The sequence below is a fragment of the Enterococcus sp. DIV0756 genome (genome assembly GCF_051710745.1).
Lineage (GTDB): Bacteria > Bacillota > Bacilli > Lactobacillales > Enterococcaceae > Enterococcus_A.
In genome coordinates, this window is the sequence record NZ_JBIOLF010000001.1 from 3,090,557 (window position 1) to 3,114,181 (window position 23,625).

The 23,625-nt window shown below is 39.6% G+C and carries 24 protein-coding genes; 6 read left to right on the forward strand and 18 right to left on the reverse strand.

Translation table 11 applies throughout. The annotated features are described in order from the left end of the window. Positions 1–35 precede the first annotated feature (35 nt). The 6 genes from IGI44_RS14885 to IGI44_RS14910 all read right to left on the reverse strand — a co-directional run bounded on the left by IGI44_RS14885 (position 36) and on the right by IGI44_RS14910 (position 4,936). Complete coding sequence (locus IGI44_RS14885) at positions 36–350, reverse strand: PTS fructose transporter subunit IIB (protein ID WP_216409582.1); 315 nt, start codon at positions 348–350, stop codon at positions 36–38. Between the two features lie 23 nt (positions 351–373). Continuing rightward, the gene (locus tag IGI44_RS14890; RefSeq protein WP_438788531.1) at positions 374–868 is read right to left on the reverse strand and encodes a PTS sugar transporter subunit IIA; all 495 of its coding nucleotides are present in this window, start codon (positions 866–868) and stop codon (positions 374–376) included. 1 nt (position 869) lies between these two features. After that, positions 870–2,339, reverse strand: a complete 1,470-nt coding sequence (locus tag IGI44_RS14895; RefSeq protein ID WP_438788532.1) for a BglG family transcription antiterminator — start codon at positions 2,337–2,339, stop codon at positions 870–872. 274 nt (positions 2,340–2,613) lie between these two features. Beyond that, entirely contained in the window at positions 2,614–2,748 is a 135-nt protein-coding gene (locus IGI44_RS14900; protein WP_002302374.1) for a hypothetical protein, read from the reverse strand. A gap of 43 nt (positions 2,749–2,791) precedes the next feature. Beyond that, positions 2,792–4,096 (reverse strand): IS91 family transposase, encoded by a 1,305-nt coding sequence (locus IGI44_RS14905; protein WP_438785899.1) that lies wholly within the window; start codon positions 4,094–4,096, stop codon positions 2,792–2,794. Between the two features lie 213 nt (positions 4,097–4,309). Next, complete coding sequence (locus IGI44_RS14910) at positions 4,310–4,936, reverse strand: DUF1054 domain-containing protein (RefSeq protein WP_438788533.1); 627 nt, start codon at positions 4,934–4,936, stop codon at positions 4,310–4,312. A 260-nt stretch (positions 4,937–5,196) separates the two neighbouring features. Here IGI44_RS14910 and IGI44_RS14915 point away from each other — a divergent pair, with 260 nt between their 5' ends. Further along, positions 5,197–6,204 carry an alcohol dehydrogenase catalytic domain-containing protein gene (locus tag IGI44_RS14915; protein WP_438788534.1) on the forward strand — a complete coding sequence of 336 codons (1,008 nt, stop codon included), beginning with the start codon at positions 5,197–5,199 and terminating at the stop codon, positions 6,202–6,204. Between the two features lie 213 nt (positions 6,205–6,417). Continuing rightward, positions 6,418–7,149, forward strand: coding sequence for an MIP/aquaporin family protein (locus IGI44_RS14920; protein WP_016181637.1), 732 nt, complete (start codon positions 6,418–6,420; stop codon positions 7,147–7,149). Between the two features lie 51 nt (positions 7,150–7,200). Here IGI44_RS14920 and IGI44_RS14925 read toward each other — a convergent pair whose 3' ends face one another. The 3 genes from IGI44_RS14925 to IGI44_RS14935 form a co-directional block, all read right to left on the reverse strand. Further along, a complete protein-coding gene (locus tag IGI44_RS14925; protein WP_438788535.1) occupies positions 7,201–7,374 on the reverse strand; it encodes a hypothetical protein in 174 nt (57 codons plus the stop codon). 146 nt (positions 7,375–7,520) lie between these two features. Beyond that, entirely contained in the window at positions 7,521–7,979 is a 459-nt protein-coding gene (locus tag IGI44_RS14930; RefSeq protein WP_438788536.1) for a VOC family protein, read from the reverse strand. Positions 7,980–8,035: 56 nt separating this feature from the next. Continuing rightward, positions 8,036–8,866: a helix-turn-helix domain-containing protein gene (locus tag IGI44_RS14935; protein WP_438788538.1), complete on the reverse strand. Its 831-nt coding sequence runs from the start codon at positions 8,864–8,866 to the stop codon at positions 8,036–8,038. Positions 8,867–9,195: 329 nt separating this feature from the next. Between IGI44_RS14935 and IGI44_RS14940 the strand changes: the two genes are divergently transcribed. Next, on the forward strand, positions 9,196–9,447 hold the full coding sequence (locus tag IGI44_RS14940; protein ID WP_438788539.1) for an AbrB/MazE/SpoVT family DNA-binding domain-containing protein: 252 nt from the start codon (positions 9,196–9,198) through the stop codon (positions 9,445–9,447). Beyond that, the gene (locus IGI44_RS14945) at positions 9,447–9,764 is read left to right on the forward strand and encodes a type II toxin-antitoxin system RelE/ParE family toxin (RefSeq protein ID WP_438788541.1); all 318 of its coding nucleotides are present in this window, start codon (positions 9,447–9,449) and stop codon (positions 9,762–9,764) included. Before IGI44_RS14940 ends, IGI44_RS14945 begins: the two co-directional genes overlap by 1 nt. A 62-nt stretch (positions 9,765–9,826) precedes the next feature. Here IGI44_RS14945 and gltX read toward each other — a convergent pair whose 3' ends face one another. From gltX to IGI44_RS14960, 3 genes are all read right to left on the reverse strand, one after another. Then, positions 9,827–11,338, reverse strand: coding sequence for a glutamate--tRNA ligase (gene gltX / locus IGI44_RS14950; protein ID WP_438788542.1), 1,512 nt, complete (start codon positions 11,336–11,338; stop codon positions 9,827–9,829). Positions 11,339–11,413: 75 nt separating this feature from the next. Continuing rightward, on the reverse strand, positions 11,414–12,790 hold the full coding sequence (locus IGI44_RS14955) for a glutamate decarboxylase (RefSeq protein ID WP_438788543.1): 1,377 nt from the start codon (positions 12,788–12,790) through the stop codon (positions 11,414–11,416). A 79-nt stretch (positions 12,791–12,869) separates the two neighbouring features. Continuing rightward, positions 12,870–14,348 (reverse strand): amino acid permease, encoded by a 1,479-nt coding sequence (locus tag IGI44_RS14960; protein ID WP_438788545.1) that lies wholly within the window; start codon positions 14,346–14,348, stop codon positions 12,870–12,872. A 420-nt stretch (positions 14,349–14,768) separates the two neighbouring features. Here IGI44_RS14960 and IGI44_RS14965 point away from each other — a divergent pair, with 420 nt between their 5' ends. Continuing rightward, positions 14,769–16,301: a helix-turn-helix domain-containing protein gene (locus IGI44_RS14965; RefSeq protein WP_438788546.1), complete on the forward strand. Its 1,533-nt coding sequence runs from the start codon at positions 14,769–14,771 to the stop codon at positions 16,299–16,301. A gap of 504 nt (positions 16,302–16,805) precedes the next feature. Here the strand turns inward: IGI44_RS14965 and IGI44_RS14970 are convergent. The 5 genes from IGI44_RS14970 to IGI44_RS14990 all read right to left on the reverse strand — a co-directional run bounded on the left by IGI44_RS14970 (position 16,806) and on the right by IGI44_RS14990 (position 21,230). Continuing rightward, complete coding sequence (locus tag IGI44_RS14970; RefSeq protein ID WP_438788547.1) at positions 16,806–17,327, reverse strand: hypothetical protein; 522 nt, start codon at positions 17,325–17,327, stop codon at positions 16,806–16,808. Between the two features lie 190 nt (positions 17,328–17,517). Further along, the gene (locus IGI44_RS14975) at positions 17,518–18,267 is read right to left on the reverse strand and encodes a MerR family transcriptional regulator (protein WP_438788548.1); all 750 of its coding nucleotides are present in this window, start codon (positions 18,265–18,267) and stop codon (positions 17,518–17,520) included. Positions 18,268–18,560: 293 nt separating this feature from the next. Then, complete coding sequence (locus IGI44_RS14980; RefSeq protein ID WP_438788549.1) at positions 18,561–19,514, reverse strand: Gfo/Idh/MocA family protein; 954 nt, start codon at positions 19,512–19,514, stop codon at positions 18,561–18,563. A 187-nt stretch (positions 19,515–19,701) separates the two neighbouring features. After that, the gene (locus IGI44_RS14985; protein WP_438788551.1) at positions 19,702–20,316 is read right to left on the reverse strand and encodes a TVP38/TMEM64 family protein; all 615 of its coding nucleotides are present in this window, start codon (positions 20,314–20,316) and stop codon (positions 19,702–19,704) included. Between the two features lie 41 nt (positions 20,317–20,357). Then, positions 20,358–21,230: an alpha/beta hydrolase fold domain-containing protein gene (locus IGI44_RS14990; RefSeq protein WP_438788552.1), complete on the reverse strand. Its 873-nt coding sequence runs from the start codon at positions 21,228–21,230 to the stop codon at positions 20,358–20,360. Between the two features lie 115 nt (positions 21,231–21,345). On the opposite strand from IGI44_RS14990, the gene IGI44_RS14995 reads away from it, so the two are divergent. Then, positions 21,346–22,356, forward strand: coding sequence for an acyltransferase family protein (locus tag IGI44_RS14995; RefSeq protein ID WP_438788554.1), 1,011 nt, complete (start codon positions 21,346–21,348; stop codon positions 22,354–22,356). 25 nt (positions 22,357–22,381) lie between these two features. Here IGI44_RS14995 and IGI44_RS15000 read toward each other — a convergent pair whose 3' ends face one another. Beyond that, a complete protein-coding gene (locus tag IGI44_RS15000) occupies positions 22,382–23,569 on the reverse strand; it encodes an iron-containing alcohol dehydrogenase (protein WP_438788556.1) in 1,188 nt (395 codons plus the stop codon). Positions 23,570–23,625 lie beyond the last annotated feature (56 nt).

Below are 23,625 nucleotides of genomic sequence, written 5' to 3' on the forward strand. Positions count from 1 at the left end.
ATCTCCTTCATTTTTATTAAGAAATAGTACACTTACTACGCCTTTACGATTTCTTCTTCGATCTTATTAATCAAACCCTTTGGTGCTTTGATTACCATGCTAGTCGGGATTTCCACCACCTTTTTCCCTTCAAAGCGATCTTTGCCGCCGACTTTGATATCTGCGGCGATAATCACCACATCGGCTGCCTGGATCTCTTCCATGCTTAACTCATCTTCCGTCCCGATCGTGCCTTGGGTCTCGATATGGCACGTGTGCCCCAGCGCTTTCGCGGCTTTTTCCAGCTTTTGTTTGGCGATGTACGTATGGGCGATGCCCGATGTACATGCAGCGATTCCAACAATTTTCATCATCTATTCCTCCATTTTCTTTTTTAATCTTCTTCCATTGGATCCCGTGATAATAATTCCATCATTTCTGCTTTTGTCTGGGCGTTGACCATATTTTCAATAAAGTCTTCGTCTGCTAAAAGCATCGCGACTTTTTGTAATAGCTTGATATGCATCGTATTGGCATCGGTATTTTTCACCGCGAATAGAATAATCACCCGAACCGGTTCTTCGTCCAACGATTCCCATGGGATCGGTGTGGCGGCTTTGCCGACAACTAACGAGGTCTTGATCACGCTATCCGATTTTCCATGAGGAATCGCAATACTATTTCCGATCCCTGTCATGCCTTCTGCTTCGCGTTCGAACACATCTGCCATAAAGTCGTCCTCGTCAACAATGTCCCCATTTGCCATTAGCAATCGTGTCAATTCACGAATGGCTTCTTCCTTTGTTTTCGCTTTCATTTCTAACTGAATCAACTCTTCGGTAATCACATCTGCGATACTAAAATCGTCCATCATTTGCTCTGCTGTCATCTCATATCTCTCCTAACATCTGTTTTACTCTTTTTTCGTCTTGTTTGGTAAATACGGAATTCACTAAAATCGTCGGGATCATCATCTCGATCGTCAAATTGACCGTGGTCAAAATCAGATCAATGTTCTGGTATTTTTCTGGTGCTTTAGAGAATTTTCGTGCCGACAACACATCTACGATCTCTAATTCAGGAAAAGCTTTGCGAACCTTCACCTTCAACAGCTCCGAGGTTCCCACTCCGCTGCTGCACATAATCAGTACACGTTTTTTCGAATGGATCATTTCTTTATATTTCACAAAATACAAGGTCAAAAAGCCGATCTCATCTTCAGAAATCTCATTTAATTGATACTTCTCTTCAGCGGCTTGACTCACCTGCTGAACCTGTTGAAAAACCTCTGGATATTCTAGTTTGATATCCCCCAGCAGATCATTTTTGACGATGATCTCATTCTTCAAACGGTACAATAATGGATCAATATGTTCATAAAGATCTTGGCGATTCGGTTGATGATCGACCTTCATCCCCATCAAGCGACTCATTTCAGTTGCAAAAAAATCAGTAATCGCTAAAGCTTCCTTCGATTTTCGATTCAGCTTAATCGGTTCCTTTTCCATTCGCGAAGAAATCAGATATTGAAATAAATAAAACGTCTCACTTTCTGGTAGAACAATATTCAGATAATGATTCAGCTTCGTAATCACCATCTTAGAAAGCTGATATAACTGATCATATTGCCTGATCAGCTCTTCTTCATCAGGGTCTAACAGTTCTGCACAAGTATCTGCGTGAATCTCCCCTTCTCTCACCCGTTTGATCAAAATATAAATATGGGAAAAGATATTGCTGTTATAGGGATACGCGATCCCATTTTGCAGCTTTCTCTCGATATACTCCAATAAGGAAGTGATAAAGTTGATATCATAGGAACTAATCTTTTCTTGTTGTGTGGAAAAGTCTTCCTCCCACACACGATTCGCACTGATCAAATGATTGACTGCTTTGCGAATATGCTTTTCTGTTCCTTCAATCGAGACTCGCTGACCCTTGCGAATCAGAGATAATTGGTACTTTAGCAAAAATTCATTCATCCGTACCAAATCATTCGTGATCACGGTATTGCTAACGTAATAGTCATCGAACAAATCATTGATCAGAACCTTCTTAGGTGATTTGAATAACAAAGTCAGCAAGATCGTGTTTCTTCTTTCAGAGGGGCCTTTCACAGTATCGCTGCCTCGTTTACGCACACTTTCTTTTAAATAATTGTCATAATCCAACCGAAAACCTTTTCCAACTTCGGCTGAAATGAGCTCTCCAACATCGGAGGCTTCATTGATTTTTTTGATTGTCCGGTAAATCGTCTTCGTGGAAACATTGGCAAATTCAGCTAACTCTTGAGCGGTGAGTGTCATCCCATGTTTGATAAACAGTTCGATCAATTGTGTTTCACGTTTGCTTAGCTGCATGTTGTCAACCTCCTTGTCATTAATATAGCCTTTTTTTATTCGTGTGCATTTTTTCTTATGTCCATTGAAATGGACATATTCATAAAACGCTTTCAATAACTGAATTGAAGTACGTTTGAAAATAACTGGATTCTCAAAGAAACAGAAAATACTGTTCCTTCTAAGAAATGCTTCGGATTGACCAATTCACTCACCCCTTTCGATTTTTTCTGAATAGATAAGAAAACCTCAGGAGAAAACCGCTCCTGAGGACTTTTTGTTTAGATGAATCATTTTATTGTCGATCACTGATTCTAAATTCGTATCCAAGTACGTTCTTATAATATTCTGGATACATCTCTCCACCGCATTTTTCGCAATCAAATTGCGGAGCGTTCTCAGGATCAAATGCAACATCTCCTGCATCCAAAAATTGAACCACTTCCTTTGGAATTTTTTCCTTTATCCCACATTCAAGACAAATGTAATGAACCACTCCATTGGAATCGAAGGCTTTTAAAAGCTGCTTCTTTTTCTTTTTCATACTTACGTTTCGATGCTTCTTCCCCAATTTTTTTATTCTCCTCTCGCATGAATCGTTCCGATTCTTTATTCTTCGCATATTTCACTACAAGTCGTCCATTTTTAGACACACTAACTCCACTAAATTCATAATATTCGCCACATCTAGTACATTCCAATGGATTTACTCCGAATTCTTCGGCTATTCGTTCACACCATGATTTTGGTTTAAGTGCTTTCTTCACATTCACAAGCATTCGTTGAATCTCTTTCTGGTAATTACTTACTACTTTTTTCATGATTGTCTTGATCCGCCGACTATAAATGCCGTATCTACGAATTGTTTTGAACTGGTTCTCTGGAATATGACGAATCAGTGCACCAATAAATTCCTCTGCCGACATCGTCTTTATCTTATCCGTGTTAGTTCGTTTATCGTGATACTGAAACATCACTATTTTCCCATCGTACAAAAGGATACGATTTAAAGCAATGGGACCACGTTTCATATAACGACTGATATATTCTAATATTTTTTTGAGAGAAGTTCGGCTCCTTTTGGGTGCATGCACGTAAAAGCCCTCTGCATTTTTCGTGTACGCCGCTTGTAAAAGCGGCTGGACTCGTGCCTTATCCCATTGGGATAAGGTTCTTCGAATAAGCTTTAGGACCGCATTCTGCCAATATTTCCTCAACATTGCGAACGGAAAATAGTCATAGTCCTTCCATTTTCCATCCTTCGTCAGTCCACCCATGGTGACGACTAAATGAACATGCGGATTGTATTCTAGCTGAGAACCGAAGGTGTGGAGTGTTGCCACAACCCCAGCTTGTATATGGTGTTTTCTAAAAAAATCTAATAGTATCCGTGCAGCTTCGTCCATTAATCCTTTTAAAAGCTCCCTACGATACTTCTCCTTCAGAAAAATCTCACGTAAACCTTCATCGATCGTGAAGATGACGTGCCGATGTGTCACTGTAAACAGATCATTCGCCGCAACCTCTGCCCACCGTTGACTTTCCCCTGTTGCACAAGTTGGACAAAATTTCCCTTTACAGCGAAAAGCAACTTTCTTTACATCATGGCATCCTTCACAGACAAATAGGCGGTAACCTTTTTTAAGGTCGCCACAATCGCGAAACTTCTTCACTTCTCTTTTCACAACGGATCGAATCCTTCTCGTGTACCTTTGATTGAACTTCTCCCAGTTCTGATATTCATCAAAGAAAATGGCGTGTAAAATATTGGGTTTCATGTCTCTAGTTTAATAGGAAAAAGACCAGATGAAAAGCGGTCAAAAGATTGATGTATCAATCCTTTGACCGCTTAAAATGTTATACTCCCTTTAATGTTAAAAAAAACAGCGAAAAAATCGCTGTCTAACGAGTGGCTTCCAATAAAAGAATTCTTCTTTCACATCCATTTTCCGAAATAACTCTTCCCTTGAAGGTTCTAATCCAAAAATAGGTTAGTTTTCCACCTGTGCAAAACTCGCCTGATTGGCCAATTGATAAATTGGGACCAATTGTTTATAGGTTTCTACCATAAATTCTTGCGCCGCTTCAGGCTTTTTCCACATTGGGTCCTCTTTTTTAATGATTCGACCAATTTGAAACTCCCCTTTTTTCACATCGCGGAACCTTATCAACAGTTTTTCTGTGCGTTCTGGTGACAACTCTTCCACTTTTGGTTTCGTATGGTCACCAGATAACACAAAATTTGGGGATAAGTGCTCAAAAAGCTCTTGATGATCCAATAATGCTTGAGCAATCGCTTTTTCATTTTTGGGCTGATCGATACACGATAACCACATAAAGACATAGTCCGGCCAAATTCCTAGCTGAAAATGCGGCTCCATCTTATAGCCGCGCTTTTGTCGACTTAAAGCTGACCAGGTATTTTCTGGCGGGTATGTTGTTCGACGCCGATGCTGGGCAATGTGGATAAATAATTCTTCCCCCAGCAGCGGTTCTAATACTTGTTGAAAAACTTCATCTAATTGTTGAAAAGTCGGTTGAATCTCTTGGCGAATTGCTGCCATTCGCTCATCCAATCCCTCGACTGCAAAAACGTCAAAACTCTTTTCAGTGAACATTGTCTTCCCCCTTATTCCTATTACTGTAATTCTACCTATCTTGGCACGGACTCACAAGTTAAGAAGCATTCTTCGCGTTGAGAAAAATTCCAACCAAATGATGGTTCCGACAAACATCAATTCATAATTTTGATAAAACCCACCGATTCTTTTGCGAATTTAAAGAAAATATTTCCTTCTCTTTGTTAAATCAAGTATATTATAAGTAGCCATTTTATTATTGGAGATTCAGAAAGTTATTTCTGAGGAGGGTAAAACGAATGATTTCAGACGCAATTGGGTTCGAAAAAAAATTTCGTTTAAAAGAAGATAAAAAATTTGAACATTATAAAATCATGCTTCCAAAATTACGGGAAAATGATGTCATGATAAAAATTTCCGCCATTTCGATCAGTACCTTGGATACGCAGATTCGCCAGACGATTAAAGGAGCGAAAAAACCCTATATTTTAGGCTTCGGCGGGGTTGGAATCATCACTCGTCTAGGCAGCAGCAATCCACATTTGAATGTCGGTGACCGTGTCCTTTACGTGAATAAAGTAGGAAAATACGGCAGCTATAGTAATTTCCAGATCGTTGATGTCCACTCCATCGTCAAACTGCCCGATTCTTTCCCAACCGATGAGGCCGCGGCTTTTTCTTACAGTTTCTTCTTAGCTTTTGAAGTCTTATTTAAACAGCTGAAATTAACACCTAAGCCAGGGAAGAACCAAGGGAATTTGTTGATCTTAAATACTTCGGATGGATTAGGTGCAACAATTATTCAATTAGCCAAGTGGGCAGGATTAAAAGTCGCTGCTACGATCAATAAAAACAATTCAGAGATTTGGATCAAAAACATGGGGGCTGATGTCGTCTTTTCTCAATCCACGCAGTTGTCGAAAGAACTATCTAACGCAGAGATGCTACCCGTTGACTATGTTATCAATCTAGATACTGAAAAAGAAAAGAGCTTTGAACACCTAGCAGAATTCAAAGACACCGCCCAAGTTTTACTACTGCACTTCATCAAAAAGAAAAACAAACAGTTTGATCCGGACTATCTAAACTTTTATTGCGAGGATTTCTTAGAGTCTTCTTTTTCTACCGAAGAAGGCGTAGCTTACTCACATAACGTTATGGAGCTTTTAGTCTACTTATGGGAAAAAAAGCAATTGACATCCATTTTGACTGCACAGCTAAACGGTTTTTCTGATAAAAATTTCTACGGTGCACACAAACTGATTGAAAACAATCCAAACTTTCGTCACCTAGTGTTAATCAACTAATCAAATCTCGTTCAAATGAACGAGATTTTTTTGTTTTGCCTATTTTTTTTATAAAAAACCCTGTTTTCGTCTCTTTCATAACGTATGTTGTCAATTCTCAAAGAAATTTCATGTATTTATGATGTTAACATTTGCTAATTACAAAGAATGGGATTAAGATATAAAATGGAATTTTCATTTACATTTTCATTTCAAATTTTCTAGGAGGTTTTTATGGATTATTCACTGACTACTCGGTTAGCGGCTGAGTTCTTGGGAACTGCTTTGCTAGTAATGCTAGGAAACGGTGCAGTTGCCAATGTTGATTTAAGAGGTACAAAAGGTTACGGCAGTGACTGGATGTTGATTGCGGTAGGTTACGGCTGCGGGGTTATGATTCCTGCAATGATTTTTGGTGGTATCAGCGGCAACCACATTAACCCAGCGTTTACAATTGGTTTAGCAGTTAGCGGGATGTTCCCTTGGGCAGAAGTTCTTCCTTACATCGTCGTTCAAATTCTTGGCGCGATGGTCGGACAATTAGTCGTAGTAGCCAGCTATAAACCTTATTATGATCAAACAGAAGACAAACTACACGTCTTAGGTACCTTCTCAACGATCAATAGTGTTGGTTCTAAATTTAACGGATTCGTGAATGAGTTCTTTGGTTCATTCATTTTATTCTTCGGCGCACTTGGAATTACCAAAGCCCCATTCTTCCAAAACAATTTAGGAACAGCTCACTTAGCATTAGGTTTCTTAGTTTGGACATTAGTCGCATCCTTCGGCGGACCAACTGGCCCAGGGTTGAACCCGGCTCGTGACTTAGGTCCTCGTATCATGCACGCCATCTTACCATTGAAACACAAAGGCGATTCACAATGGAGTTATTCTTGGGTACCCGTACTTGCCCCAATCATCGCTTCAATCGTAGCAATCGCATTATATAAAGCATTGTTTATCTAATTTAAAAAGGCATTTGCAAAATTTTGTGAATGCCTTTTTTCTATCTTTGAATTACTCTTCCGTTTTCTTCTTCCCGATCGCCGGATCTCTTTCAAGTTCAATCGTAACCGGTTTAGGATCATTAATGATTGGATTTGGCTCGACCTTCACGACCAAAACATCTTCTTCTCGGTTATTCTTGCTCCTTTGGATACCCGCGTTTTGCTGGCGAGCTTCAATGGACATCTCTTGAGTAACTGTTGTGTGGTATTTACCTTATCGATAAAAAGCTAGTTTTATTCTCACTACATATACAATTTTTCTAAGCACTGGAGTGTATAGAAAAACACGTAAAAAAGAGGGCTTGATTAAGCCCCCTTTCCTCATTTCTATTAAACCAATCCTTTAACAAACTCGATTGGAAACATTGTTTTCTCAGCCGTTTCTTCTACTGACATCCCTTGAGCTAAATAGCGTTTGGCTACACTTGCCATACTTTCAGAGACTTCCACAATAAACTTATCATAGTCGTAAAAACGCATCACCCGTTGTCCCCAAGGATATTCCTTGCTGTGATGAAGAAACTCGATTCCTTCAACTTTTGAAAGCTTGTCCTCCCACCTGTCTAAATCCTCAACCTCAAAATACAGTTGAAAATTATCCGACTGCTCCTTTGAATTTAATGGAACACCCAACAACCCTTGATAATCAGCCTGTAATGAAAAGCCGCTCTCAAAAGCAACATGGACATTATCCAGATCCATTTCTATTTTTTGTTCCATAACCTCTACATAAAACTGTTTCGCCTTCGTCATATCCTTCACTGCCAATAATACGCCGCCAAAATTCATCCTTATCACCCACAGAGCCGATGCTCGACTCCCCTTCTTTTTTACCAACTATACCCTTAGAATTTGGCAATTTCACTGTAAAAATCGGACATCTTCCGCTGATAAACTTGCGGTGTATTACCCGTCACCTGCTTAAAATCCCGATTAAAATGAGAGAAATCGTAATAACCAGCTGCTTCAACTATTTCTGTAATACTCTGCGAATGAGTCAATGAGCGAATCACTTGATTGACTCGGACTAAACGAGCAAACGTTTTGGTGCTCATTCCCAGATATTCATTGAACAGCCGCGTAAGATGGCGTTCACTATAAAACACTTCATTAGATAACTTTTTTAAAGAGACATTTCCTGATTGTTGAACGATCGTTTTTCTCGCAGTAGCCAACTCTGGCGGACAGTCTTTTAAGAGAGCATGGACAAATAGACGATCAACTCCAGCGAGTAGCTCTTCCACGCTTTCCGCTGCCTCCAACACTTCCAGCAGCACCTGATTCAATTTGGCATGAAGCAATTGAAAAGAAAAATGCTGATCAGCCAATTCATTTTGTTTAAGGCTTAGAAACGCATGAAGTCCAGCCGGTTGAAATTCAACGATGAATATCTGATTGAAAGTCGCAGCTTGCTCACCTACATTAGCAGCCACAGTCATTGGTCCAAGTAGCTGGTTATCAATTTGATGCTCCTTAAACCCACATACCAACGTCCCGCAGCCATGAGGAATGACCGTGTAGTTCTCAGAAATCGCTTGTTTCGTCGGAAAAGTCAACGTGTAATTCGAAATATAAGGCAGCAATGCCGCATGTGGCCTCACATACAGACACTCTTGATTCCGAAAAATAATCCTCTGAGTTTGCGGATACAATAACAGCGCCTTTTGATCGATCATTCTCTCACCTCATTCCTATTAATGGTTTAATTTTGGTCAAAATTGTTTGATTTTCATTTCGGATACCATTTTACTAATCTACTGAAGTAGAAAGTAAAACTGGCAACCTCATTTATATTAATGGTTCAATTTTGGTTAAAATTGATTGATTTTCATTCCGGATACCATTTTACTAATCTACTGAAGTAAAAAGTAAAACTGTCAACCTCATTCCTATTAATGACTCAATTCTATCATCATATCAAGCCTTTTTTAGTTGCTCCTAGATATTCATAACTTCCTTAAATAGTTATAACATGTTATAATTCTATAAAAAAGAGGGGATTTGAATGGGACAAATCAAAGTACGAAAGATTGGTAACTCCGTTGGGGGAATTTTCCCTAAAGAATGGGGATTACACGAGGGAGATATCTTGGAGGTTAAAAAAGAGGGAAATTACTTCATATTAGATGCCCAAGAAGTCGCAAAAAAGAAAGATCGTGAGTTAATCGAAGAGAGTTTTACGGAGTTTGAAACGAATCAGACTGTTTCTGAAAAAGAAATGACTACGCTCTTTAGCAAATATGGTTGGGGTGAGTAATGAAATCTTATCAGCTCATTTATTCCGTCTCTTTTAGAAATAGTCTGCTCCAGCTTATATCGGAATGGGAGAATGAACTTTTTCTTTCAGAAGAAAAAATCAAACATTTCGTTCAATTAATTTATCGCTCACTAGAATTATTAAAACTATTTCCTAAAATGCATGAAGATGTTTCTCCATTATATGGTTTTGACATTCCGACTTATCGAATCTTGATTGGTCAAAGTTATGCAATCTTTTACCGAATCGATGAAGAGAATTATTCAGTTCTAATTGTAAAAATTTTTAAACAGAAACAAATGCATCTGAAATTTTAAAAGACCAAGCACAATGATTAACTAAAAAACTGCGACTCTCATCGAGAATCGCAGTTTTTCATTTATTTATTTAGAAACGCCAACGCATTGGCAATCAAGTGCTGAACCGTTTCTTTCGGCATAACCGATAAGATATCCGTGATTTGAGGAGCAGATTTACTATCGGTAAAGACAACGTTCAACGGCATATACAGCTTCCGTCCTTTTTGTCCTGTTTCTGTTTGAACAGCTGACAAGATGGCAGGATAATCCACTGGTTCTGAATCATCCTTTAATTTTTCTGACATCGTGGTCAAAATTTGTTTAACGCCTTCGCTATCAAATTCTGCCAAGTCGGTATAAGTGAAGGTCACTTGGTTGGCATTCTTGATAAACAAGATTTTTTCCATGAATGTCATCAAGGTCTTCGCTTCTGTGTGATAGATATCTACGACTTTTTTAACAAAATCAAGATCCTTTTCAATTTCGATTGCTTTTAATTGTTCCGCTACATCGGTTTCTGCAGCATCAACTAATAGCATAATTCGTCTCGTTAATTCATCGACAGAAGTTTTTTTAATGTATTCCGCATTGGTCCAGTCTAATTTCTTTTGATCAAAATAAGCAGGCGAAGCGGACATCCGATTGATATCATAAGCTTCGATCAATTCTTCGCGGGTGAACAATTCTTTTTCTCCCACTGGTGACCAGCCAAGAAAGGCGATAAAGTTCAACAATGCTTCACTCAGATAACCATATTTACGATATTGACTGATGAATTGCAGGGTATTTTTATCCCGTTTACTCAATTTTTTATGAGTATCCAAGCTATAGATCAGGGTGATATGACCAAATAGTGGTTGTGGGATACCTAGTGCTTCGTATACTGCGATTTGTTTTGGTGTATTCGCAATATGGTCATCCCCACGTAAAACATGAGTCATCTTCATCAAATAGTCATCAATAACTACCGCAAAATTATACGTCGCCATGCCATTACTTTTTTCAATAATGAAATCTCCGCCGATGTTGTCTGAATTGAATTCCACTCGGCCTTTGATCATGTCATCCCAGCCATAAACATGGTCTTCAGGTAAATGAAGGCGAACGGTCGGCTTGCGGCCTTCTGCTTCGGCTTGTTTGATTTGTTCTTCTGTTGCGCCATACCAGCGGCCATCATAATGAGGCGCGATTTTGGCTTCGATTTGTTGTTCATGTAATTCTTTTAATTCTTCTTCGGTGGCATAGTCTTTATAAGCTAAACCAGCGTCTAACAATTGTTGTACATATTTGTGGTATAAATTCACACGATCTTTTTGGTGGTAAGGGGCAAATTCGACTTTCGGTTTATCCGGACCTTCGTCCCAGTCAATACCTAACCAATGAAGATTTTCCATTTGACTTTCTTCACCATGTGGAACATTGCGTTTCAAGTCGGTATCTTCAATTCGTAAGACCCAAGTACCTTTATAATGTTTAGCAAACAGGTAGTTGAATAACGCAGATTGCGCATTCCCTAAATGTAAAAAACCTGTTGGACTTGGTGCGTATCGAACTCGTACGTCGCCGGTAACTTCTACTTTATCTTTTTTCAATTTGATTCCCTCCAGTTTAAAAGCCCTAATAAATGACAAGATTATTAGGGCTTCAATAACAGATGCTATTATATGTTAAGATGCGTGATGAATCAAATGATTACGATTTAAATCGTCAATTGCTCGAGTTAAATCATCAATAAAATCATCACAAATGGCCATTGTCATGGATGGGCGAACGACAATCCGACTGATGGTTACATCATCAAGATTTACAGGAAGTGGGTAAGCAGGTACTTGCCACCCGTATTCTTTTAGCTTGTCCTCTAAATCATAAAGATTCCAAGTTAATTCAACATTATCTGCGATCTTCCAGCAGTTAATAGGTAATTGTGAACCATCATTGATGATTTCAAAAATACCTAAGTCCTTCAATTCTTGGTTAATTCGTTGTGACACGCTGCGAACATTGTTCATAATCGCCGTAAATCCTTCCCGACCGAAACGAATCATGTTGTAATATTGCGCCACGATATGTGCCCCGCTATGGGAGAAGTTGATAGCAATTGAATCTACGCTGCTGCCAAGATAAGGAACTGAGAACCGCATTTCTGCTGGTAAATATTCTTCCGTATTTTCGCGCCAAACAATCCAGCCAATCCCAGGATAGACCATCCCGTATTTATGCCCTGAAACATTGATTGATGCTACATTTTTCAAACGGAAGTCCCATGGTTTGAACCCATCAACAAATGGTGCAAAGAAGCCGCCAAATGCTGCGTCGACATGGATCTTAATTGGTAATTTTGCCGTTTTATTGTATTCCGAAACAAGTTCATCTAGTTTTTGAATATCATCTACGCGGCCAGTGTAAGTAATCCCTTGGATACCTACGATACCAATGGTATTTTCGTCTACATAATCCATGACGGTGTCAGTGTTTAATGACATATGGGTTTCATCCATTGGAACTTCCCGCATCTCGACGTTCCAGTACGTACAGAATTTTTCCCATACAACTTGGAAAGCCGACATGATAACTAAGTTGGGTTTGTGTTCATGTAAGTTGTCGACATCTAGTCCAGCTGCTTTTGCCCGATGTTTCCAGCTATGCAATAAAGCCAGACCGCCTAGCATACACCCTTCAGAAGAACCTACTGTTGACGTTCCGATGAAGTCTTGGAACAATTTTTTGCCTTCACCGATATTCCATAGATGAGCAATCATACTGATTGTATAATTTTCCATCGCAGTAGTTTTTGGATATTCTGATTTGTCAATCGCATTCGTTTCAAGTGAACCAAGCATCAAACGATCTGCTTGTGGTTCCATTTGAGTGGTACAGAATGTAGCCAAATTTTGATCTGCTTTCGCTTCATTCAACCGAATATGATTGACGAGCGTCTCGGCTGTGTCGGGGTTCATTCCCTCATAAGGTAATACTTCTTTAGGCATGCTGCGGGCAGCCTCTTTACTTCCTAAAAATGAACTTTCTAAATAATCTGTATGCATTTAAAAGATCTCCTTATTATTTTCTTGTTACCTAGATAAACTGCAAAAAGCGGAACTGAAATCCTTTTTCGTATTTTTTCTAGTGTGCTTGGTGGTGCAAATCGCTTCCTGTTTTATCATGATGATGCAGTGTCCAATTCCCATGGAATAGATACATGATGAATGGAATGAAGAAAACGATAATAAACGCGGTTAATAACAATGTCATATACGTATGCTTTTGTTGTGCTGTATAAGCAGCGGGCGGGAAGAAGGTTACGATAAAACCGAAAGCCGATAATACAAAACCTAGAATACCCATGATGACACGCATTACTTTTGATTTTGCCGCACGGAATGTCCGATTTAGGTCATCGTGTTTGAACACTAAGATCAAATAAGTAACGAACATCAGCATATACATTAAGGTATACAGTGCTACCGTCAAACTCATCGCTGTTTGGAATGAAAGGTTTGATTTGTCTCCCCCAGCACCAAAGGTTAATAATGCAGCCATGATCGATACAATGATCCCTTGCAGAATCATGACATTGGTTTCAACCCCATAATTATTGGTTTTAGCGAAACGTTCAGGTAAATAGCCCTCTTTTGCGGCTTCATACATCCCAGCATTTGGACCTACAACCCAGCTGCTGATTTCACCAATGATCCCAATAGCTAACAGCAGACCAATTAGACGTTCAATAAAGACAACATTCACCCATGGAAATTGCTGAACTAACGCACCATAGGCATAAACGATTCCTGTACTTAATTGAATTTTGGCATTTGGAATCGTTGCGCCGATTGAGATCGTTCCGATAATATCTGAAGCAATCGCACAAATCGCTAAAGCCATCATAACTTTTGGATAAATAGATGGTTTCTTTAAGTCTTTAACGTGAGTGGCTGAACCTTCAGCACCGGCAAAGGCTAGAATAAATGGCACAAATCCGACTAACACATTGCCGCTCCAGCTTGATGGCAAAATCGTATGCGGATTGATTTTAATCAACATCGGATTCCCTTTAACCAAATAAGTAATTGTTAAGAACAACAATAGAAAGACTGGAATGATGACACCAATTGTAAAACTCCATTGGGCAATTTTCCCTGTGATTTTTGTTCCTCGTTGTTGTGCGAAGATTAAGCCCCACAAGATGACCATCATAATGATGAATTTGAACAATGGGTTTGTATTAATCACTGGAACATTGAAGGTGATCGATAAACAGCCAATGATGAAATACATCATGGTACACATACCAACAGTGATATGAATCCATTGATAAAATAAAGCCGACCAACCTAGACGTTCGCCTAACATGTGACGACCCCAAGTAAAGATTCCGCCTTTACTCCAACCATCGACTGACGCCATTTCACCAGCCGAACGAGTGACGGGAATGAACCATAAAATACCTGCTAAAAATAGGAAAAACAACGCGGTCGGTCCTTGTTTAGCGAAAGCCGCAAAGCCGTAGACTGTCATGACCATTGAAGTGGTCATTGAGAATAGTTGAACACCCGTGAGCTGATTATGCTCAGTTATCGAAGTGCTCTTCTCTTCGTTATTCATTTGTGACACATCCTTTAAATTCATTGCAATCGAAGTGCGCACGTTTCGAACTACAGCCATCATCATAGACTTTACGAAAACAAAGTCAAACCACGAGAGAACAGCAAATTAGAACAAATATTAAAAATCATTCTGACATTATTATGGTAGAAACCCCGTACTGATCACCCCTTGCTTTTACTGTCGAAGGAAATAAAAAGGACTTTTTGAGAAAAAAAGCACAAGGTTCAAATTATGTAAAAAATGAACGCAAATTTTTAGAACGCAACCCGCGTTTTTGCGTATCAAATGATAGTCCTCACAAAGAAAGCGGCTGCAAAAAAGAATCCTCGCAGGTATCTTTAAATCAACTTTCACATCGTGCTTACCCTTCCTTTAATCATTGCAGATTATACTTATGCATTGAAGGAGTGTTAATTCATGAGCATCGATCTACTATTAGATTTTGAGAGTCAGGCATTATTCTCTATTTTTACTTATCTGAAGGAACATCCTGGTTTTCACGATATCAATGACATTTCAGAACAGATTGGGTTTGAGAAACGAACAACCGTAAAATATTTAGAGCGGCTAGCTGCCCTATCTAACGAAGTCAAGGAACGTACCGACGCTGCTCCGCTTATCATCTCGGAACGAAATTACCAAATCATTCCGCAACATTACTCAGAAAATAAGGAATTGTGCTTAGCAATCTATCACATCTCGATCAAGATCGACTTACTTGAAGGATTATTGCTAAATGATGACAATACGATGGACTCACTGACAGACAAATACAATCTGAGTTATTCTACCTTGAAAAAAGATGTGTACGAAGTAAGGGATTTTCTCAAAGAAGCCACTATTGAGCTTCATATTAGAAACGGCGAAATCGTATTAACAGGGTTGGAGCCAACGATTCGATTATTCTTTTTAAGCTTCTTTTGGCAGTTATATGGCGGCTATGGTCATCCCTTCAACATTGAAAACTCGACCGAAAAAAATTTTATTTTTGAGAAGCTTAGTTTTTTACTTTCGGATCAAATTGACCCCATCACCAAGATTCAATACGATTACTTAGTGGATATTACGTTGATCCGCTATTTATCCAATCACAAGATTGAAAACAATGAATTGCCGGTTGAATCCATTTTAATTGGAAATAAATTCGTTCAGCATTTTCATTTTATTACGGAAGAAAACGTCTCCGCCTACGCGAATTTTAAAGACGAACTTTACTTTATGCTGCTATTTCTACAATCAAAAATGGTTTTTTATCGCAATGCAGCCTTTTTCCGTGAACTAAAGAACTATCATAAAGAGATTGATTCGAATATTTATCAAGCTAACCAGTTCTTCTTCCAAAATATTGGACTGCTTTTTAATCAGTTCACCTTTGACTATGATGAACTGGAAAAAGAACTTTACGTGATTCACACGCGGTTGTTGTTCAAAAGTTTTTACAACTATGTACCTATTGGTGAGCATTACAATTTGTATCCTGAGGATATGGCGATCGTTCAAGAAAATCTCAGAGTTCGGTTCGAAAACATTTGTCCCCGAAATGCCCTGATCTACTCACAGCTTGACTATGCCCTTTTTCTTTACGCTGCGTTGAGTCTTGCCAATGAATTTATGACAGAATGCGAATTATCGATTTTTATCGATGATTCAAAAGGGGAATTTAATTCCATTTGGTTAAAAAAATTCTTTATGAAAAGTACGAAAGGATTAGTCAAACTAAACTTTGTCGATCCTAATCGCTTTTTACTAGCAGATGAATCTGTTGATTTAATTATTAGCACCAATAGATTTTTCCCAATTAAGAACAGCCAAAACAAACCTATCCTGTTTATCGAATGCAAAGACAAATACGAAGATCTGAAAAATGTTCAAGCAATGGTCCGCAAGATCATGATGGAAAAGACAAACTGCTGCAAACAAAACAAAATGATGAACACTTTCCAAACATAAATTTGACTTTTAGCCTTTTTTGAGAAAGTTCTCATCTTTGCAAAGCGACATTCCCAAGACACCGCCATGCAAAATAATTATTTCAGTGCTATACTGACCACAGTTCGTTTCTCTTTCCTAAAATAAAACGAACAATCAAAGACGATCGACCGACATATTCGATCGTCTTTGCGAGTTCTACTTCCTACTTTAGTAGGTTAGTAGAATCGTAGGCGTGACGAGAATCAACTAAACTTTTTCGCTTTTTGAAAAAGTTTATCCTTTAATACGAGTTAGTTGCCAGTTTTACTTTCTACTTTAGTAGATTAGTAAAATGGTAGGCGTACGAGCATCAACTAAACTTTTTCGCTTTTTGAAAAAGTTTATCCCTTTAATACGAGTTAGCTGCGAGTTCCACTTCCTACTTTTTAGTAGATCAGTAAAATCGTATGCGTAATGTGATTAAACTAAAAAAGAGCATTCTCTCGCAAGAATGCACCCTCCAACCTATGTTGTTTCTATTTTTTATTTGCGCTTTTTATCCGCCTTTTTCAAAGCATTTAAATATTGCTTTTTCACACCATTCTCTTCTTCACGATCACTGAGCTCTCTTAACGTCTCATAAAGCGTAGTGTTCACATAATTAGGAAGCAACAAAATACGACTTAACGCGTAAGCACTCCCCCAGCGAACAACCGTCCCAGGATTCGTAGTATTCTGGATTAATCGTTCAATACTTCTTTCTAATTCATTGGGATAAGCAACTGCTACATTCCCAATAATCCTTGAGGTCTCTCTCTTAATCGAATTCGATTCACTTGAAAGATACGCGTTCATGAATTCTACAATACTCGAATCAAATCTTGCCGGGTCCTCCTTAGTCATTGCTTCTATCGCTTCAAAGAGTATTCCTTGCTGCTTACTATCCAAAGCAACACTCTCTGCCTCTAGTTCTTTTACTGTTAAATCATTCGCCGCTATCATTTCGATAATAGCTTTCCTTTTCTCGATTGCCTTCATTTCCTTATTTGCTAAAACTGTTCTCACCAATCATTTCCCCTTCCTTTTACACTTAATTATTCATTTTTCCAACAATATAAACCGATTAGAAAATCCCTTATCGGCAAACGACTTCAAGGATAATTGCTTTTATCCCCTCATTCTACCGATACAATGGGAAGATGAAAAGGGGAAGAAGACAACATTAGCGGTCTTCTTCCCCTTTTCATTTACTTATTTACGCATATTTTTGAATAATCTGAACCAAGGCTTCCGTCGCACCTGGACCACTTTTTTCATCGTAATACTGAGTGAAGCGTTCATCAGCCAAATACATCTCGCTTAGACCTTTATGAGCTTCACCAGAGTATTTCCCCCAACTGAAACTGATCCACTCTTTATGCAGCTGATAAATCGCTTCTGCCAACGAAGGCGTTTCATCCGTTAAATAGTGACGCAACTTTTCTATTAACTCGGCCTCTACTGCCTGCATTTTTTGATAGTCGGCTTCCCTCATGTTCTGCCATTTTTGATTCGACGCTTCGACTGCGTCTTCACCATACTTTTCACGGATTTCTGATCCATAGTTCGCTTCATTTTCTACGATTTTTTCTCGTTTGAAAGCGTCAAATTTTTCTTTATTTGTCATTTTTAATTCTCCCTTATAGTAACGCAAGGTCTTATCAATTGTTTCCAGCAGCTGATCCAATTCTTGACGCTTCTGCTCTAATTGAATCTTTTGCTGAATCAATGTGTCCTCGATTTTTTCGTCAGGTCGGTCCACTAATTCTTTGATCGTTTTTAAAGGAATGCCCATTGAGCGATACAAAAGGATCTGCTGCAGCCGATCAATTTCTTTTTCAGTATACATGCGGTAGCCTGCCTCACTTAAGAAAGCCGGTTTTAATAATGCGCGCTCATCATAAAATCGCAGTGTCCGTGCACTAACACCTGAGATTTCCGCCATTTGTTTGACTGTATAATTCATCCTGCACCTCCTGACAAAAATAGCTTACACCTTAACGTAACGTAAAGGTCAAGTACTTTTTCAACTTAATCGAACATACAAAAAAAAACTCCTAGAACATAAATTCTAAGAGTTTTTTGACCAGTATCAAAATTTGATAGAAAGGTTCTTCGTCCACTAAGCTTCTTTCCGACACCCTGAAATCCGACAGGTGACTTACGTCGTGTGCCTCTGGTATCGAAGGATCAATCTTTCAGATCCACTCGACTCGTCGCATGAGACAAACTATAGCACATCCGCTTAGTCTTTGACAATCATTTTTGGTAGTTCTTATAAATTGTTTCCGTGATTTCTACGGTTTTCAAGGTTAATTCTTTGGTAACAATTGGACTTTCTAAACGTCCTTGCTCTAGACAGGCATTCACATGATCGACTTCAAAAACAAACTCACTCTGTTGATTGCTGTGGAGTGTTTCCTTTTGCCCATCTGCATAATAAATTTCAGCCGTATCTGTCTTCCAAAAATCAGGGACGATAATCTTTCCCTTCTCTCCATAAATAATCATCCGCTTTGACAAATCCAGATCAACGGTCAAAAAGATCGTACCGATCACGCCGTTCGGAAAATTAAGAGTCACCTGTGCTTGAGCATCCGATTGGCCCGCTGGAAAAGTTAACGTTCCTTTGAACTCTTCTGGAGAAGCATTCAATAAATGCTGCATATACTCTAATGGATACGTTCCGGCTCCTCGAAGAACACCGCCGCCCGCACTCAAATCACGGAACCAAGAAATGTGATCAATATTAGGATACGCTGTTACAGAATCTAGCCAGCGAAGAGCCCCAATTTTTCCTGATTGAATCACTTGCTGAATTTGTTTCGTAATTGGTAGAAAAAGTGCCTTTTGCGCTTCCATCAGAAACAAGTTGCGTTCTTCCGCTAATGCAAATAATTCCTCCGCCTGTGCAAGAGTCATAGTAAAGGGCTTTTCCAATAAGACGTGCTTATTATTCAACAAGGCCAGCTTGGCAGCATCGTAATGTCCTTTATTGTAAACAGCCACATAGACGATATCGACATCGTCGCTTTGACAGAGCGCTTCGTAGCTGCCGAATGCTTGTGGAATTGCTAATTCCTGTGCCATTTTTTGCGCTTTTTCGATCCCGCGAGAAGCAATCGCAGTGACCGTTCCTCCTTGACTTTCCTTCACCCCTGCTACAAAACGCGGCACAACTTGGGCTGTACTTAAAATGCCATAACGAATCATGTTATTTCCCCCTTATTCGTGGTTACAGTAATTTTTTTTAAGTGAAAAAAATTAAAAGACCTTCGTCCGAAGACACGTTTCCTTTTGTCTTAAACATGCAGATTGGCTCTCGCAACTGACCTCTCACAAGCGAAAAATGAAGGAACTGATTCGACCAAATCAGTTCCTTATTTTTTCTATTCTTTTTTTAAAGACCAGCGAATGTTTTATTTAAAACGAATAGGCAGAAATACCCATAAGTAGCTACCGACCAAATCTTAAAAATCAAGACGATCTTCAAATACTCGCGAAAAGTCAGATCCGTCATTCCCGCAACCAGACAGGTTAGATCGTCTGGTAAGAAGGGAAAGATGAAGCAAACGATCAAGAGTTTTTTGATGTCTTGAGTATGATCCTGCAAAGTCGTTTCAAATTTCTCAAAATTTTTTTCAGACAATACCAGCTGGGCAAAGCGTGGACCAAAACGACGAACCAATAAGAACAAGCCGATTTCTCCAATCACTAGCCCAATATAACTATACAAAATACCTGGAATATTGCCAAACATCAGCATTCCTACAATCGTCGCAAATCCACCCGGTAGAAAGGGAATGATTGGCTGGATCGCCTGCACGACGATAAAAGCGGTAATCGCAAAATTCCCAAAGTTTTTGATAAAACGCTGCAAATCTGCCACTGAACTGAACATACCAGAATGTCTAATATAGATTAATATAAGAATAAACGCAGCCAGACCGATAGCTGGCGCCACTTGGATCACTTTTTGCTGCCACGGGGCACGTTGCTTTGTTTTTTGTGCCATCCTTCCCCTCCTTTATAATCTAGAATTGCTTCGTTAAATGCTTATTGATAAAACTCACCGATTTGATCAACATAGGGAAGTGATTCTTTTAACGGATAAACGACGAAATCATGCATCATCCCTTCCACGACCTCCAAACGCATCGTGGTTCCTGTACTGCGTTTGATTCGATCTTGCAGACGCAGTACATCTGGATATAAGATTTCATCCGTGCCAGCTACTACTAGCAACTTTCCTAGCTGATCAAAATTTCCATAGATCGGTGAAACCATTGGATCAGTTAATGATAATTCTCCTGCATAGTTTTCCCCAGCTTCTGCCAGTAAATCCTTTTCCAATAAAACATCCTTTTTCTGCAACTCCTGAGAACGTGGATCGCTTAAAGACGCGTCCAGCCACGGGGATGCCAAGGCGATTTTCTTTGGTCGCTTCGGCAGCTCAATATTTCGTAAATGCTGCGCTAGACTCATAGCCAAACCGCCACCAGCCGAATCACCGAATAGGAAAAAACAATCATCTGGATACAAATACGCTAATTGGCGAAAGGCCATCTCTGTTAACGGCACTGTCTTTTCCGCCGTGTTTTCTGGCGCTAAAGGATAATCGAAATAACTAACCTTTAAATTATAGCGTTTGACGAAACGCTCTTGAATTTCTTTATGAAACGGCGAAGCTTCCAACGCATATCCGCCACCATGCAAGTAAAATACGTGACGTCTTGTAGGATGGGCTGGAAATAACGTGATCATCTGGTGCCCATCCACTTCTACAACCTTTTGCGGAATATCTGTTTGCGAAAGTTGACGACTAATCAATCGCCGACGCTTCGGCGGATCAACCATTGTTGCTCCCACGAGCTTTTTCATATTAATGACTTTAAAAACATTTTTTACAAATTTTGCTGAATAGCGCATCGCTATATCCTCCAAATAATTCCCACATAATCGCATAGAATCCGACTTTTCATGCTACAATAGACACGGTGGACTATTGCAGTCTGCTTCTTAAGCATAACGGAATCTGAAGGAGGTGTCCACAATCACAAAAACTAATCGCGAATACCTTTACGACAATATTCGTGGCATCCTGATTTTGCTCGTGGTCTTAGGACACGCATTGGAATATTTTCGTTTAGATAACAAGGTCGGTGAGTTTCTCTACGTCTTCATCTACCTGTTCCATATGCCGGTTTTTATCTTTATTTCCGGTTATTTCTCAAAAAATCTGAAAAAAGGCCGCTCCACCGCAGTGGAAACCTTTCTTGTTCCGTACCTTTTATTAAATTTGATTTTGACCCTGATCATGTTAGCCATCGGTAAGATTGATCAGTTCATGATCTTAAGTCCAGGCTGGACCCTTTGGTATTTATATTGTATGTTTATCTGGCGTTTATTGCTACCAGACCTCGTAAAAGTACGAAGAATCTTAATTTTAAGTTTTATTATCGGGATTTTCTCTGGTTTTCTGACCGAATTCGGAACCTATATGGCAATGGCACGAACCTTGGGCTTTCTCCCCTATTTCTTAGCCGGCTATTATACGACATCCGAACATGTTACCCGAATTCGGAAAATTCCTTTTAGGAAATTAGCCAGTCTTGGAATTATTCTTTTTGGCTTAATTACTGCCTATTTTTGGACAAAAAACAATTTACCACCAGAGCTTTTATGGCGAGATCGCGCGTACGCGTTCTTTCCCGTTCCTTTACTGCAAAACTTATTGACGATCGTCTTTTTATACGGAATCGGCTTTGCCTTTATCTTCGTCTTTTTGGCTCTCGTCAATAATAAGCCGCATTTTTTCACAGCCTGGGGACAGCGAACATTGGCTATTTACCTACTTCACGTTTACCTAGTGGCGCCATTAGTAGAATTTACTCAATTTGAAGATAACCCTGTCCTTCATTTACTTCTCTTAGTGGCAGGCAGCGGCTTTATCACGTATCTGCTGTCTCATCCTAAAGTGACAGAAATCCTGCGAAAAACACTTTCACGAATTCTACATTTTATCATGCCAAATAAAAACGGCGACTCGTCATGAGTTGCCGTTTTTCAGTCTAATGAAATTATTCAAAACTGCTTTCTGTTAAGCAGGCTGTAAAGATTTCCTTCACTGCTTCTTCGTCCATTGGCACATACGCATCCGTCTTGATCATGCTGTGATCAACCGCTTGTTTTGCCATTTCATCAAATTTTTCTTCATTAATGCCCACTTCAGGCAGAGTCATTGGAATCCCGCAAGCCTTGAAGTAGTCATACAATTTTTGGATACCAATTCGAGCGGCTAGCATGGGCACTCTTTCTTCAACGTCCCAAACATTCCATGCAAATTTCGCAAATTTATCAACTGTTTCATCATTCAAGGCATATTCCATCCAACGCGGTGTTAAGATCGCTAGACCAACGCCATGAGTAATGTCGTAAAAGGCGCTCAACTCGTGTTCCATTGGATGACAGGACCAAGCTCCTGATTTACCACTGCCCGTTAAGCCATTCAACGCCAAGGTACTTGCCCACATCAGGTTCGCACGTGCATCATAATCATCCGGATATTTCAACGCAATCGGACAATTTTTGATTACCGAACGCATCAAGCCTTCAGAAACCGAATCTTGGACATCCGTTCCTTCTGTCCGTTTGAAATAATTTTCAATTAAGTGACTCATGATATCAGCCGAGCCTGCTGCGGTTTGATACTTGTTCACACTAAAGGTATTTTGCGGATCTAAGAAAGAAACCTTCGGTAACATCGCTCTGCTTCCAGTTCCTAGTTTTTGATGGGTAGAAAGATTTGAGATAACCGCCCCGCTGTTCATTTCACTACCGGTTGCCGCTAAGGTCAGAATCGTCACTAATGGCAATGCCCCGCCTTGATATTTGCGACGCTGCAAGACCAGATCCCATGCATCTCCGTCAAATTTCGTTGCTGCTGCGACAACCTTCGCACAGTCGATCGTTGATCCACCGCCGACTGCTAAAATCACGTCAACCTTTTCCTTCCGACAGATCTCTGCACCACGACGCACTGTTTCTACTCGTGGGTTTGGTTCTACACCGGCTAATTCAAAAACTTCGTTGCCGTTCGCCTTCAGCTGCTCCATCACTTTATCGTATAAGCCGATCTTTTTAATGCTGCCTCCACCATAAACGATCAACACTCTTTTGCCGTATTGGTTTAATACTTCCGGCAATTCAGCCAAGCGATCCTTACCAAAACGAATATCCGTCGTTACATGAAAATCAAAATTCTCCATTTAACTTTCCTCCTACTGTTCACTTCTATTCAATAAGCATAAACCAAAGTTTTCCA